This window comes from Chitinophaga sp. XS-30, from assembly GCF_008086345.1.
Lineage (GTDB): Bacteria > Bacteroidota > Bacteroidia > Chitinophagales > Chitinophagaceae > Chitinophaga.
In genome coordinates, this window is record NZ_CP043006.1 from 78,344 (window position 1) to 93,952 (window position 15,609).

The 15,609-nt window shown below is 49.2% G+C and carries 13 protein-coding genes; 9 read left to right on the forward strand and 4 right to left on the reverse strand.

Features of this window, described 5'->3' with window-relative positions; all coding sequences use genetic code 11:
* Window positions 1-15: 15 nt before the first annotated feature.
* The 3 genes from FW415_RS00330 to FW415_RS00340 all read right to left on the reverse strand — a co-directional run bounded on the left by FW415_RS00330 (window position 16) and on the right by FW415_RS00340 (window position 5,689).
* Window positions 16-3,597: a SusC/RagA family TonB-linked outer membrane protein gene (locus FW415_RS00330; RefSeq protein WP_210420796.1), complete on the reverse strand. Its 3,582-nt coding sequence runs from the start codon at window positions 3,595-3,597 to the stop codon at window positions 16-18.
* Between the two features lie 250 nt (window positions 3,598-3,847).
* Window positions 3,848-5,044, reverse strand: coding sequence for a FecR family protein (locus FW415_RS00335; RefSeq protein WP_148382328.1), 1,197 nt, complete (start codon window positions 5,042-5,044; stop codon window positions 3,848-3,850).
* Between the two features lie 45 nt (window positions 5,045-5,089).
* Window positions 5,090-5,689 (reverse strand): RNA polymerase sigma factor, encoded by a 600-nt coding sequence (locus FW415_RS00340; protein ID WP_148382329.1) that lies wholly within the window; start codon window positions 5,687-5,689, stop codon window positions 5,090-5,092.
* Between the two features lie 185 nt (window positions 5,690-5,874).
* Between FW415_RS00340 and FW415_RS00345 the strand changes: the two genes are divergently transcribed.
* The 9 genes from FW415_RS00345 to FW415_RS00385 all read left to right on the forward strand — a co-directional run bounded on the left by FW415_RS00345 (window position 5,875) and on the right by FW415_RS00385 (window position 14,434).
* On the forward strand, window positions 5,875-6,237 hold the full coding sequence (locus FW415_RS00345; protein WP_148382330.1) for a DUF2200 domain-containing protein: 363 nt from the start codon (window positions 5,875-5,877) through the stop codon (window positions 6,235-6,237).
* 70 nt (window positions 6,238-6,307) lie between these two features.
* Complete coding sequence (locus FW415_RS00350) at window positions 6,308-6,937, forward strand: RNA polymerase sigma factor (RefSeq protein ID WP_148382331.1); 630 nt, start codon at window positions 6,308-6,310, stop codon at window positions 6,935-6,937.
* An 80-nt stretch (window positions 6,938-7,017) separates the two neighbouring features.
* Entirely contained in the window at window positions 7,018-7,992 is a 975-nt protein-coding gene (locus tag FW415_RS00355; protein ID WP_148382332.1) for a FecR family protein, read from the forward strand.
* Window positions 7,993-8,070: 78 nt separating this feature from the next.
* Window positions 8,071-11,445, forward strand: a complete 3,375-nt coding sequence (locus FW415_RS00360; RefSeq protein WP_168208607.1) for a TonB-dependent receptor — start codon at window positions 8,071-8,073, stop codon at window positions 11,443-11,445.
* Between the two features lie 21 nt (window positions 11,446-11,466).
* Complete coding sequence (locus FW415_RS00365; protein WP_148382334.1) at window positions 11,467-12,306, forward strand: hypothetical protein; 840 nt, start codon at window positions 11,467-11,469, stop codon at window positions 12,304-12,306.
* A 216-nt stretch (window positions 12,307-12,522) separates the two neighbouring features.
* On the forward strand, window positions 12,523-12,849 hold the full coding sequence (locus FW415_RS00370) for a helix-turn-helix transcriptional regulator (RefSeq protein ID WP_148382335.1): 327 nt from the start codon (window positions 12,523-12,525) through the stop codon (window positions 12,847-12,849).
* A gap of 4 nt (window positions 12,850-12,853) precedes the next feature.
* Window positions 12,854-13,339, forward strand: coding sequence for an SRPBCC domain-containing protein (locus FW415_RS00375; protein WP_148382336.1), 486 nt, complete (start codon window positions 12,854-12,856; stop codon window positions 13,337-13,339).
* 87 nt (window positions 13,340-13,426) lie between these two features.
* Entirely contained in the window at window positions 13,427-13,996 is a 570-nt protein-coding gene (locus tag FW415_RS00380; RefSeq protein WP_148382337.1) for a dihydrofolate reductase family protein, read from the forward strand.
* Between the two features lie 171 nt (window positions 13,997-14,167).
* Entirely contained in the window at window positions 14,168-14,434 is a 267-nt protein-coding gene (locus FW415_RS00385; protein WP_148382338.1) for a DUF86 domain-containing protein, read from the forward strand.
* A 238-nt stretch (window positions 14,435-14,672) separates the two neighbouring features.
* Here FW415_RS00385 and FW415_RS00390 read toward each other — a convergent pair whose 3' ends face one another.
* Entirely contained in the window at window positions 14,673-15,599 is a 927-nt protein-coding gene (locus FW415_RS00390; RefSeq protein ID WP_148382339.1) for an AraC family transcriptional regulator, read from the reverse strand.
* Window positions 15,600-15,609 lie beyond the last annotated feature (10 nt).

The window sequence follows — 15,609 nt, forward strand, 5'->3', positions numbered from 1 at the left end:
ATCCTCTTTAAACGGTTAAAAACTGGCTGACAAAGACAGGGTGTATGTTCTCGTACGCGGCTGCTGACCGGTAGCCACTTCCGGGTCCCTGCCCTTATAATCCCTGCTCACGATAGAGAAGAGCTGGGACACGCCGCCGCCAACGCTGATGTTGCGGCATTTCAGCCTCGTGGCCAGGTGTTCGGGCATGCTATAGTTCACGGACAGATTGTTGCATTGCAGTGAAGATGCATCCACTACACGGGCGCTGCTGTTATTGTACATTTCGTAATACTGCGTGTAAGTACGGTTGTTCGGCAGCTGAACGCTTTGCAGCGTGTAGTCCGGCAGGCCGGGCAAGCTGGCGGTCTTGTTGGAAGGTGTCCACCTGTTTACCAGTTCCGCCGGCAGGTTTTCGTACTCTGTTGGCAATTTGCCGGTGGTGGTATTGTAAACCGGCAGCAGGAAGCGTTTGCCGCCTACCTGGAGGTTCAGGCCGGTTATAAGGCTAAAGCGTTTATAGCGGAAGGTCATGCTTAATCCCGCAGTAAAGTCGGGGTCCAGTTTTCCCATGTATTGCATATAGGAAGTCGGATCGTTCAGCGAATCGCCGGCTTCTTTCACCGTGGTATTGAACATGGGATAACCATTCTCGGGATCAATGCCGGTAAAATCGAAGGCCCAGAAACCGGATACCGGGTATCCGGATTTATAGTAAGTACCGCTGGTAGCGGTCCTCCAGTTGATCATCTGGGTACCGGTCCTTTGTATTTCGTTGAAGTTCTTCGAAGTATTCACGCCAACGTTCCAGGTGAAGTCTTTGGTACGGACGGGGGTAAAGCTGGCGGTGATCTCGATGCCGCGGTTCAGCATGTCGCCCCCGTTTACGGGCATGGTTTCCACGCCATATTCCACCGGCACGTTCAGGTTGCTGATCAGATCCCGGCCTTTTTTCATGTAGTAGTCCACCGTAGTTTGCACTCTGCCGTGAAACAGGCTCAGGTCAATCCCCAGGTTCACGGAGGTGTTCCTTTCCCAGCGCAGGTCTGCATACGGCAGTTTGCTCAGGGTGAGCATATCTTCTCCCGTGAACTGGTCCACGATATTGCTCTGCGCGCCGGTAGGAATGCGCACGATCAGATCGGGGCTTACATTGGCCACGATGTTACGCTGGTAGCCAAAGCTGGCGCGCAGGCTCAGATCTGCCAGCCAGTTGCTCCTGTCGAACCATTTCTCCCGGGCTGCATTCCAGCGCAGGCCGCCGGCCCAGACCGGGTTGAATTTTTCGCCGGTATATTGCCCGAAACGGTTGGATGCATCGGAACGTACGCTGGCATTCAGTACATAGCGGTTGTCATAAGCATAGTTCACGGTGGCATACAGCCCCATGTTGTTGGTCAGGCGATCGGCATTTCGCTGCGACGCCTGCATCTCGGTATATAAAGTATTGGCCGTTTTTTGTGCAGTATAGGTCAGCGGCACCGTAGCAAACGATTTGCCCCGGGTATGCATGTATCCGTACAGGGTACCGGAAGCGCCCGTGGTACGGCTACTGCTCGCTTCCTGCCCTCCCATGACGGTCAGCGCATGTTTGCCTGCAAATACTTTTGAATAGGAAAGGCTGTTCCGCCAGTTCCAGGAGCTTACCGTATTGCGATCCGAATTCAGCTCTCCTCCAACCGGCAGGCGGCTGTTGATATAAAGCACATCTGTAGGCTTCGCGGTGCCATAATCATAGTTGCGTTTACCGGCTATATGGGCACTTCGCTCCGTGGCATAGGACGAACCTTCCATCACGCTGGTATTATATCCGAACATCGTCTGAAAACGCAGGCCCGGTAATATGTCGTAGTTCACATCTATGCTGGTATTGGCCGACAGGGTGTTGTTATGAAGACCGTTATTGTCTCTCTCGTTGATAAAATTGTATTTAAAACCCGCGGCGTTGGTGTAGTACGACAGATTGCCGGATTCATCATACGCTTCAAGCGCGCGGTTGATCCTGGCAGCATAGCTATACGGGTTCACCAGGTAAAAACCGCTCACTTTTTTCTGGGAACCGGACAGCCGCACAGATACATTCAATTTGTTCGTGAGCCGCGAAGTAATGCTCACATTGCCGGTATATCCTTTACTGTCATTTCCGATTGCCGTTCCTTTGGTGGAATTGTAGCCGATAGAAGCATAGTAGCGGGTGTTGGCATTGCCACCGGAGATACTCAGATTATGATTAATACTGAAAGGCATGCGGAACAACAGATCGAACCAATCGCTGTTCACCGTTTCCAGCCGGGCTACCCTGCGCTCGAATTCATCGGCGGTAATGCGCCTGTTCAGGTAGTCGGACAAAGCGCCGGCATATCCGGCATTGTTATTCATGTTATTGGAGATCAAACCGCGTTCGTAAATCTCTTTGGATACGGCTACCCGTTCTTTGGAGTTCATCATTTCCAAACGGTCGTAAGTAACTTTTTCAGTAATGCTGGTGTTCATACTATAGCTGACCGTTGCCGGGCCAACCTTTCCTTTTTTGGTGTTGATAACGATCACCCCGTTGGCGGCCCTTACACCGTAAATTGCTGTAGCGGAAGCATCCTTTAAAACGGTAATGTCTTCGATATCGTTGGGGTTCAGCCAGCCGATGGAAGTGCCTACGAAATCGCGGATATAGTCGAAGTTATCGGTCGTAATTTCTCCCAACGCATTTAAAGTGGAAGCTTTGAATGGCAGCGGATCTTCCTGGATCACACCGTCCACCACCCACACCGGCTCCTGTGTGCCGAGTAATGTGGACGTGCCGCGCACCCTGGTTTTCTGGCGGGTGCCGGTGAGACCGGAGTTATTGGTGATCACAACGCCGGCGAGTTTTCCCTGCAACGCCTGTTCAATCGTGTTGATACCGTTCAGATACAATTCGTCTGCTTTAATAGAACTGACCGCACCGGCAACGCTGGATTTTTTCAACGTCTGGTAACCTGTTACCACGGTCTCTCCCAGGGAGGTTACATTTAATTGCAGCATGATGGTCAATTCGCCTGATGCGGTTTTGGTAAGCTGGCTGCCGGTAATGGTCCGGGATTCGCCGACGCTCATGCCTGCTGCTTTACCAACGTGCATTTCCAGTCCGGAGTATCCTACATAACTGAAAACAAGCACATCATCGTCCGCCGCATCAATAATAAAGCGGCCGTGCGTGTCCGTAAATACGATACGGTTTTTGCCTTTCACTGACACCCTGGCATCAGCAAGCGGTGAACCAATATTGTTCATGACCACGCCTTTGACAGGACCTTTATCCTGTGGCACGAGCGGGAACAGTACCTTGGGCCGGGCGGTTACGACGACTGTATTCCCCTGTATCTCGTAAGTAAAGGGCTGGTCCCGGAGCAAGGCGGACAGCGCTTCGCGCAGGTTCACACTTTTCAGCCGTACGTTTACGGGACGGGCGGAACTGATATCCGCATCGTCATAAAAAAATACATAACCGGTTTGTTTTTTAATGGCATCGAAAACCTGTTCGAGCTTGACGGATTGCCCGCTGTAGTTGATCATCTGGGCCTTCGTAGCAGCGCTAAGCTGCATGAATGCCCCGATTAAAAAGATCGTTGTTAGCTTCATAACTAACATAATTTTGGTTGATAACGACGGCCATCGCATCCCATGAACGGGAAACTTGCCGCAAAACGCCTGAATTTGCATACTTTTGCAGTGTTTAGGTTGATATTTAAGCAGAATTATCCCTGTAAGAGATCGATCTTGAACAGACCGGGGCCGGATGCAAACTGATCCCCGGTTTTTTTTGATCTGCGCTCTTTTGCTCCGGTTAACGGAACATCTCTAAAGTCGTTTTTTGTACCCTCCTGGCTAGTTAATACCTGATGGTGATTTGTTTTTGGTTGTCGATAGTATAATTGATCCGCGTAACGCGTAATAAAGCCAATACCTGTTGCAGGCTGAGCGTGCGTTCTATGTCGCCGGAGAAAGTGCGTTCCGGCATCTTGCCCTCAAAGCGCACTTCCACATCGTACCAGCGCGCCACTTCCCGCATCACCTCCTGCAAGCTGGCTTTCCGGAAATGGAACAGACCGTTCCGCCAGGCATTCACTTCATCGAAATCAGCTTCCGTTACGGTCATGCCCCCCTGATTGCTGACCGTCACCTGTTGTCCCGGTTCCAGTACTGTACCCGGCCTGTTGCTGCCGGAGCGCACCCGTACCGCACCTTCGAGCAACGCCGTTCTGATCATGCCGTCTTCGTTGTAAGCATTCACATTAAAATGCGTGCCCAGCACTTCTACTTCAGCCCGGCCGTCGACATCTACGAAAAATGGCTTTCCGGCAGCTTTCGCCACTTCGAAATATGCTTCGCCCCGTATCCTTACTTTTCTTTCCTTACCGGTAAATACCACGGGATAGGTAACTGAGCTGCCGGCGTTCAGCCATATTTTGCTGCCATCCTGCAATAACAAATGGTAGGTCCTTCCATTGGGCGTGGCGATCGTATTATAAAAGATCTCATTTCCGGTTGCTGTGGCGCCGGTGTAGGAAATCCGTCCCTTGCCCAGTTTCAGATTAGCCCCGTTATCCCCGTCAATTTCGCCGGATGGCAGGCTGTCGAGCAACACCGTGCTGCCGTCCGCACGGGTCAGGATAGCCCCCTCCCTGCCAGGCTGTACGTCTATGGCAGGCGTAACATGCGCCAGTTGGGGACCGGCCGCCGGTTTCCGCAGCAACAGGAAGGCGCTGGCCGCAAGCACCAGCAATATTGCCGCGGCAGCCACTTTATAGCGGCCTAGCACCGCAAGCAGACCACGCGGCCGTGAGGCTGCACGACGGTCCAGCGACAGGATGTTATGAGCGATATCCCGGTAAGGCGCAGGATCAGCCGGCAGGTTTTCGTTGGCCGCCAGAAACGCTTCTCCCGCTTCCCCGGCCATTGCATCTCCGGAATGCGCATGGAGATACGCCATCAACTCGGCGGCCTCTTCGTCAGTGATCAAATTATCCGCATGGCGGTCCAATAAATAGGCAAGTCGTTGCTGTTCCATAGCTGTTTGTACTATCATTAACCTTTGAAAATGAAAAAGGGGGGTATTGGCAGGAAAAAAAATTTAAAATAATAAAATGGCCGGCAGGAGTTTGCCTGCATCCCGGAGTTTCTTACGGATCTTTTGCAGGGCGATGGCCAGTGTTTTCTTTACATAATCGGGAGAAAGTCCCAGTATTTGCGCTATTTCGGCTATGCGCCGGCCCTGCTCACGGCTGAGGCGATAAATGGCATACTGCCGGGGCGACAGGTCCCCCAGGGCTTCCTGTATGATACGCGCGGTTTCTCCCAGCACGAGGCGTTGTTCCGCATGCAGGCCGGAGGTGGCTTCAGCGGGACCAGCGGATTGCCAGCCGTCATGCAACCGGCTGCGGAGATGATTCTTTTTTATTAAACGATAGCATTCATTAATGATAATGCGCCTTACCCAGCCGCCCGGGTTTTCTATGCCCGGTATGCTGTCACGGTTGAGCCAGATACGCATAAAAGCCTCCTGCAGCACCTCTGCCGCATCAGCTTCCGATTTAACGAGCCGAAGGATCGCCCCGCTCAACAGGTGCATAAAGTGCTGGTAAATCGTATTGAAAGCATCTTCTTCCCCCTCTGCCATCCGGTCAAAAAGCCCCCTTTCTTCCCATGGCTCGTATGTTCCCTTAAAGGCCATTCACATAACTTTGGTTGCGTTCGGGTACAATAATACCCAAAAACCTTTGCTTTACCATTTCCGGAGTCGCCGCTTCCTTATCCGGCTGAAAATTCTTGTAACGGGTAGTTAATAAAAAACCGGCAGGAAAGGCAAATTATGCAAAAAGGCGTAGTAATTTAGCACATACCATCAAACCGCGAAATATGAAAACGACCCCGGCGCACGATCAGCGCATCGCAAAAATGATCTTCGCATCAGTCTATCCGTTGTATATCGAAAAGGTGGAGAAGAAAGGCAGAACAAAAGAAGAACTGCACCAGGTCATACAATGGTTAACCGGTTTCGATAACAAACAGCTGCAACAACTGATAGCAGAAAGAGTAACGTTTGAAACATTCTTCCAGCGTGCAACACTAAACCCCAATGCACACCTCATCACAGGATTAATTTGCGGCTACCGGGTAGAGGAGATCGAAAACCCGTTAACCCAACAAGCCAGGTATCTGGACAAATTAGTGGATGAACTGGCGAAGGGCAGGAAGATGGAAAAGATCCTTCGGGGCTGATAGCTGACCGCTTAACTTTAAGTTAACCTGTCCGGGCTATCTTCGCATCATCATTCTTTCATCATCAAACATGTATCCAACTGATACTTTTTCATCTTTTACTGATGCGGAGCTGGTCAGCCTGATGCAATCAGGCCATGAAAAAGCATTTGCAGCAATATATGACCGCTATTGGGAGCGGCTCTACGCAGATGCCGGAAAGCGGCTGGGGAATATCATGGCAACACAGGATATTGTGCAGGATATCATGGAAAGTATCTGGATAAAGCGGCAAACCCTGACTACCCAAAACGGGTCACTGGCCCCCTACCTGTTTACCATATTGAAATATCGCATCATAGATACGCTGGCGCATACTCGCAAACAGGAAGTCTGTTACCACGCTTTCGGCCAGTTGCTGGCTTTGCAGGAACAGCGCATACTGGAAGGGCTTATCTCCAAAGAATTACAGGCGCATATCGATCATGAGATATCGGCAATGGCCGATAACATGCAGAAAGTGATACGGCTCAGCCGCGAAGAAGGGAACTCAGTGGCCGAAATAGCACGCTTGTTATCCTTATCCGAGCAAACCGTCCGCAACCTGCTATCGCAGGCCGTTAAAAGGCTGAGGATCTGCGTGGAACAGTTTTACAGCGACCAGCCCTCACAAGCCCCGCCCGCTTTCATGGCCGCCGCGATCGTCTTCCTCGGCCTGTAATGATTGTTTACAATTTGGTAACATACTTCAGCGGTATAAAACCCTCTTTTTTAAAGTAATAGTACTGAACACGTACTATTATGAATTTCTTTCAGCAAATATTCAGGCGTTATCAGCAGCATAATTCGGGCCAGCAGGAAAAGGAGCTGGTAGACCGCTGGTATGATGCTACCGGTAATACTCCGCGCCCTGACTGGATGAGCGCGGAACATACCCGGCAGCTAAAGGAAAGTACCTGGCAGCGGATAACGGCCAACCTCGGACTGGAAACTACCACCACCCGGGCCAGGGGAATGCGCCGGATACCTCCCATAGTCAAATACGCGGCAGCGGCGGCGATCACCGGTCTGGGAATATGGGGGATAATGCAATACTTCTCCCAAACATCCCGTCAGCACACGCAACACTCCGTATTCACAACATATACGGCCAAGCCTGGCACGCAAAAGCATATAACATTGCCGGACGGAACAGAGATATGGCTGAATAACGGCTCTTCCCTGCGGGTAAAAAGCCCCTCCACCCCCGATACCTCCCGTGAAGTATGGCTCACGGAAGGCGAAGCCTATTTCCAGGTAGCAAAGGACCGGAACAGACCGTTTATCGTACATGTGGATGCTTTGACAACCCGGGTGCTGGGCACTGCATTCAACATCCAGGCATACCGGGAACTTTCAAAGTTACAGGTAAGCGTAACAGCAGGACAGGTACAGGTTGGATATCATCAGAACGTGCTGGACACGCTTACGCGAAACATGCAACTGGACTACCATCCGGCTTCCGGGGAATTTTCCGTTGTACATAAAGAAATGCCGGGAAAAAGCAGCTGGCGGGATGGGCGTTTTGTGCTGGACAGGGCAGATTTCAGCGAACTTGCCCTGCGGCTCAGGTTGAGATACGGTCTTTTGCTGATCAGCGAAAATGAACGCATCAGGCACACGGCCTTTTCTGCCGGCTTCCAGCCGGATGCCTCACTACAAAGTGTGCTGGAAACTTTATGCACACTATACAATACCCGCTATACCATCAAAAAAGATACGCTTATTATTCACTAAAAAAACTGTCCCGTTGGAGCGGGACAGCAGGATCGCCATTTGGAGATGGCAATTGTTCTATTTAAACAGTATAAAAGTATGAAAAAAACTGTACAGCGTTGTACCGGGAAACGGTGCGCCGGCAGCAAGTCCCTGCTGCTGGCAATGGGGTTACTGCTTTCCTGTATCGGAAGCTACGCACAAGGCGGGTCAAACAAAAAGATATCAGCGGATTTTCCGGCTGGCTCTTTGATTCAACGGCTGAAAACGCTGCAACAAAAAACCGGCGTTACCATCGCATTTGATGAAAAGGAAATCGGCAGCACCCGGTTGCCGGCCGCAAAATTCAGCAACGCCGGACTGAAAGAAGTCATGCAGCAAACACTGGCCAACACTCCCTTCAGCTGGAAACTGGCCGGGGCGTCCGTGGTAGTGACCGCGCAACCAGTTGCCGCCTCCGCTTCCGCCGTTCCGGTTGACCCCGGTATCATAGCCGGCAAAATAATCGATGGCAAAGGCACGATACTGCCGTTCGCCACTATCAGGATCATACAAACCGGGAAAGCGGTATTAAGTACCGCGGATGGCCTTTACAAGTTCAGCCTGCCGCCGGGTACCTATACCATTGAGGCCAGCTACACCGGTTACCAGTCAAAACGCATTACAGGCATAGCCGTGCAATCCGGCAAGGCAACCACTTTGGATATCGTATTGCCGCAATCCACCAAAACGCTGGGCACGGTAGTGATATCGTCTACCTACAACAGGGCATCTGTTGAGGGGCACTATACCCGGCAGAAGAACGCCGCCACTGTAACGGACGGCATCAGCGCCGAACAGATTGCCCGCACACCGGACAATGATATGGGGCAGGCCCTCAGAAGAGTGTCAGGCTTGACAACGGTTGACAATAAGACCGTTATCGTACGCGGCATGTCTGACCGCTACAACCAGGCCATGCTGGACGGCGTGGTGATTCCCAGCACATCCATGAACAAAAGGAATTTCTCTTTCGACATCATTCCGGTGGAGATGGTGAGCAATGTAGTGGTGAATAAAACCGCTACACCGGATATCAGCTCGGAATTCTCCGGCGGCCAGGTTTCCATCAATACCCTGGACATTCCGGCACAGAACTTTACCATCATCACCATCGGCACAGGCGGCAACAGCCAGACCACCGGCAAGGATTTCTACCGGCTCGGAGAACGGCATAACAGCGAATATTTCGGTTTCTTCGACAAGTCTGCCAGGAAACCTGAAGGTTTGCTGCCCTGGTACTGGAATAACGAAGCTGCACAACTGGATGCTCCTCCCGGCACCAGCGATGATCCGCGGCTGAACGACTGGAGCCTGAACCACGAGCGCCCGGACCTGAAATACAACGACCTCGATGCGATAGAGCAATCCAGGAAGTTGAGTAACGCCGCCCTGAAAACGGTGAAGTACACCGGGGCGCCCAATCAGAATTACCGGGTGGCGCTGGGCCGTCTCTACAAACTGAAGAATGATATGCAGTTCGGCTTTACCGCCAGTGCCAATCTCCGCAATGAGCAGAACATCGTTCATTTCAATAATGTCCGTGGACAGGAATTTACCAAAAGCTATATAGATAGTACAAAATACGGACAGAACGGAGCAGGGACTTCTTACCGCTTCAACAGCAGCAGCGGATTAGTGGGCAACCTGGGGCTTCAGGGAAAAAACTTCAAAGTGGCGCTAAAAAATATGTACGCCCGTACCTATAGCGACAACTACAATGAGTCCGTACGCCTGGACTACAGGGACGAAACGAACCCGATGCGGAAAGAATTGTACCAGTTGCCGGAAGCCATGTCTCTCCAGCAACACCAGCTCACCGGCGAATACCAGCTGCCCGGAGGCATCCGGTTCGACGGCCTTTTGGCCTACAACAAGATCAGGCAGGAGATACTGGACGAAAGGAAGTTGCAATACCGGCTTACCGCCCAGATTGGCAATGAATACTATTTCCAAAGCCCCAGTTTGCTGACCCATTCCGGATGGTCCAACAATACCGTGGCGCTGGACTCCAGGATGTGGACCGGCATCAATGAACAGGACTATAACTGGGCGGCCAATTTTTCGAGGCCATTCGGCATAGGAACTGCACTGACAACGGTTGTCAAACTCGGTTATCAGGGCTGGACGAAAAAGCGCGTGCTCGATGTATTCCGGATGCTGCCGATGACAAGATCCGCAAAACCCGGCGAGATCCTGGAAAATATCCAGATGCCCTATGAAGTGCTGATGGACCCCGCCAATGTAGGAGCAGGTACCAACCAGGCTTACTACTATGCAGAGAATATCGGTGGAAGGGTCTTCAGCGGCGACATGAACAATCACTCCATGTACCTGATGGCCGATCAGAAACTGTTTGATAAACTGAGGCTGGTGTATGGCGCAAGACTGGAATACTACGACCTGAGCAACCGGCAGGCTGAATTGTTGAAACGCCGGTATGGCAACGACATCCCTGATTACCTGGATTTCCAGGAAGAGACCAGAGAGCAGGACTGGCAATTACTGCCGTCCATCAACGCGACCTACAGCCTCACCAATACATTGAATCTCCGGGCCAGCTATTCCAAAACCGCTATACGGCCGGATTTCCGGGAAACCTCCTTCTTCGGTTTTTATGATTACGAACTGGATGCCAGCGTATCCGGGCAGGATGTAGTGTCTACCATGGTAGATAACGTGGACCTCCGCCTGGAATGGTACCCCAGTCCCGGCGAGATCATTTCACTGACCGGGTACTATAAGTATCTCGATAAACCGATCGAACTGGTCAATCATCCTTCCTTTCAGGATGGCAACTATTACGTTTATGCCAACATGGCTGCCGCCAGGAACTACGGCCTCGAAATGGAACTGCGCAAGAACCTTTCCTTCATTGCCGACAGGTCATGGCTGGCGGACCTGTTCATCTATGCGAACGGAACGCTGCTGAAGTCGCAGGTCGACTATGAAGGGCCCTGGGAGTTCAGAACAGTGGATGGCAAAATTGAAAGATACAAGGAACGGGTTCCGGGAATGGACCGCCCGCTGATCGGACAGTCGCCCTGGCTCCTGAACCTTGGCATCGGCTATTGGGGAGAGTATTTCGGCGCAACCGCCAGTTACAATCACCGGGGATACCGCTCCAATCTGATCATGAAAGACCCGAACGCCATTGAATTTGAACTGGCTCCCAGGCTGCTGGATCTCCAGTTGTATGGAAGGTTCCTGAAGAAAAAGCTGGAAGTCAAGATCAATGCGGCCAACCTGTTGAATGAATGGACCCGCTACTATGTGAACGCAAAAGCATACGAGTATGTGAACAACAGCAGCGGTGAACTCAAATACAACCTGATAAAAGGCAATAACGGTTACAAAAAAGAAGATGGCGACCTGATCATGTATCGCAGGCAGGAAGGCCTCCGCTTCAGCATCTCTGCTACTTACAAGTTTTAGTCATTGTTAAAATTCCGATCTATGTACAACAACATAAAAAATACTTTCCGTTCCCTGCTGCTGGCAGCTGCATTGGGCGCATGCCAGAAAGCGGAACCGGTGGAAACCTGGACAGATTTTGTAGATGTATCCTTTGATGCAAGCCGGGTAGCGCTGGCCAATAATGGACAAGGCATCTTTATCGCCGCAAAATATAACGGGCATCCTATCAAGTGGGACCTCAGTCAGAAAAAGATCAGGGTAGTGGAAGGAGAAGGAAAGTTTGAGTTTTATGATATCCGGACGGGGGAAACCGTGGCCGAGAAGACGATTGACGTAAAATCCGGAACAGCTGATGAATACATCCTGTTTCAACCTACGCTTGCATCGCCCGTCAGCTTTATCGACCCCAGGGCCCTGGATAACGAAACCGCTCCGCCGCCGGGGCATATAAAGCTGAAAATCTCCAATTATGCGCAGGACCTGATCCCTTTCAGCAAGGTAGATGTAAAAATGTCTGTTGTGTATTACGATCAGGACTTTAATGAGATCAGGCACGAAGTGGGTATGATACGTGATATCGGAAATTCCGTAGATGAGGGAGATTACCACATTCTCCCGAATGGCGTTCCTGACGGGATCAGCGATTACGCGTACGTATTCGAATTTATGGACAGTGAAACCGGCGCACCGCTGCTCAACCATGGCGGCACGTCCTACTCCAACTACGGGTTCATGCCGGTATATCTTTCCCCTGCGCCTGAAAAGCATATCTTTTCCGTGTACCTGAACTCCATAAAAGCCTGGGGAGAAACGCCGGTCTTTATCAGGAAGGGAGAAGATTTTTATGAGATAGCGGCAAATGTGCTTTTCCACCTGTAATATCCCGCCATTAAACGGTCGGCGGTGTATCTGAACACGGATCACCGCAAAATGGCCGGCTTCTTCCTTTACCGGAAGGAGCCGGCCATTTGACAAACAGCACTCCCATCTTCGGAATATTCTATCGACTCCCCCCACTCCGGCAAAAAATATTTGAGCATTTACTTGCGCAAGTAAATACTTGCACATATATTTGCAAGAAATCACTTGCGCATTATGGCACCAACAAGAGACGTTTTTCAGGCAATAGCAGATCCAACCCGCAGGCAAATTATAGGTATGCTGGCCGGGAAGTCACTAAACGTCAACGCTATTGCCCAGGAGTTTGATATGACCCGGCAAGCAGTTTCATTGCATATACAATTCCTTAACGATTGCGGGCTTATTGTCATCAAACAACAAGGTAGAGAAAGGTATTGCGAAGCCAGGCTTGAAAGATTAAATGAAGTGACGGACTGGGTAGATCAATACCGGAAATATTGGGACAATAAACTTGATTCACTGGAAGGTTATCTGGCTAAAATTCAAAAAAAGAAAAAATAGAAAGATGGAAAAATACAACACATTCAAACAAGAAGAGAACACCCTCATACATACCAGAATGCTTGATGCTCCAAGGGATCTGGTTTGGGAAGTATGGACGAACCCGGAACATATAAAAGAATGGTGGGGGCCAAATGGCTTTTCGTTAACTACAAAATCAATGAATGTAGAACCAGGCAAAATCTGGGACTTTATTATGCACGGTATGGGACGGGATTGGGATAACAAAATTGAGTATGTAGAAGTGAAAAAGCCTTCCCTTTTGTCTTATAAACATTCCGGTGCAGAAAACGAAGACTACAATTTCACAGTTTCTGTTTTCTTTGAAGAAGTTGAAGGAAAAACATTATTGACAATGAAGTCGGTATTCAAGTCAAAAGCAATTATTGAAGAATTAAACAGAAAGGTAAATGCCATTGAAGGTGGCAAGCAAACTTTAAACAGACTTGGAAACTATCTTGCTGCATTAGTCAATAATGATAAAGTGTGACGAAAAAAGTTAGCCGGTAATGAAGGTTACAAATTAGCGATCAATATAAAAGACAGTAAAAATATAGACAACATTAAAAAGAAAAACATGAGAAAAATAATTTCATTTATGCACATATCGCTTGACGGGTTTGTAGCAGGGCCGAACGGAGAACTGGACTGGGCTAAAGTTGATGACGAAATTTTTGATTACGTCGGTAAACAGACAAGCGCAGGCGACACTGCAATATATGGACGGGTAACTTATCAGATGATGGAAAATTACTGGCCTACCGCGGGGGACAAGCCAACAGCGACCAGGCACGAGATCGAACATTCAAAGTGGTATAACAAAATTCAAAAAGTTGTTTTATCAAAAACAATGAAAGATGCAGATTTGGCTAACACAAAATTTATCAGCGGCAACCTTTCGGACAGCATAAATGAAGTAAAACAACAGGCAGGTAATGACATCTTGCTTTTTGGCAGCCCGACGGCAACACATTCCCTTATGCAACTGAACTTAATCGACGGCTACTGGCTATTTGTCAATCCTATTATTCTTGGACAAGGCATTCCATTGTTTACAGACATCAAAGACAAAATAAAACTGAAGCTATTGGCTACCCGGCAGTTTGCTTGCGGGGTAACAGAGCTGAATTATACTGTGGAAAAATAATAGCAAGGAACAGCTAACAAAATATTTGTAACGCAGGGCTGGACATTAGCTCGGTGTTCCCCGAAAAATTGTATTCTGAAAATAGTTTCACTTCGAACTGATGGGTAAATGAAGCTGTCTATTTATCTACATGATAAACAGTGATTTAGGTGAGAATAAAAAGGACAAGCCATGACCTTTGATGCTTATGAGGCCGATTCAAAAACAAAAGATGCAGTAGAAAGAAATTTTGAAATCATAGGAGAGGCTTCGTCAAGGATTCCCGATAGCTTTAAGAATATACATCCTGGAATTGAATGGAGAATCATCAAGGATTTTCGAAATTTTATTATTCATGAATATTTTGGGATAAATAATCTGATCGTATGGGATATTATCCAACACCGGTTGCCGGATTTATTGAAAGAAATTAATGGCTTACTGTCTGAGGAAGCTTAATTATTTCGTTTAATGTCAAAGACGAGGTTGCGAATGCTTATGTAGGAGCGATCAGATAGAACTTCCTGAAATCAGCAGCTTGCATATCTTGATCTCAAACTCATCATTCTCTATGCATTAATCAACTCTTGTGCAAACTTCTCCCTGTGGAATCCATTCTGTTCGCTACTTATTTCCGTATTGCACAAAAGTCCTTAAATAGCAGTTTTTAATATTACTGGTGAAGATCAGCCGATAACTAATTAAACGAATGGCGAAACTCCAGCGGCGAAAGACTGGTCTTGGTTTTAAAGAGTTTGCTGAACGACTGCAAGTGTTCAAATCCTAGCTCATAGGCAATTTCGCTGACCGAAAGATTGGTGGTTGACAGCTTTTCTTTAGCTAGATCGATCAGCTTGTTGTGCAGATGTTGCTGTGTGCTTTGGCCGGTTAAAGATTTGAGCAGACTACTCAGGTAACCCGGGGAGATATTTAACGCTTCGGCAATGTGAACTACACTGGGCAGGCCTTGTTTGGCCAGACTGCCGTTATTAAAATAGTTTGAGAGATAATCTTCCAGCCTCGTCAGCAACTCGTGGCTGGCGATTTTCCGGGTGATGAACTGTCGCTGGTAAAACCTTTCCGAATAGGTCAGTAAGAGTTCCAGCTGTGCGATGATCACGTTTTGACTAAACTGGTCGATATTGGCGTTGTACTCCTGTTGGATCTGGTTCGCAATGTTGGTGATCAGCGTTTCTTCCCTATTGGAAAGGTACAGCGCTTCATAGACCGAATAGCTGAAAAACTCATACTGTTTGATGGCTTTAGCGAGCGGTGTGTTCCATAAAAAATCGGGGTGGATCAGGATCATCCAGCCTTCGGGGCGTTTTACCTCAGCCATATCGACTACGCTATCGATACCGAATAATTGTCCCGGTGACATAAAGAATAAAACACCTTCGTCAAAATCACCAGCCTGCTGCCCGTATTTGAACTTAGTGTGCTGCGCCTTTTTAAGAGAAATGGAATAAAAATCATAGATCAGGCTGAACGGAATTTCGGCGATGGGCAGTGTAATGTCGTCCATGTGAACAACGCTGATCAGCGGGTGCGCCGGCTTAGGCAGACCTGCTGCCCGGTGATATTCACTGATCGTACTGAAGCGAAAAAGCTGGTGGCTGTTCATAGACAAATTA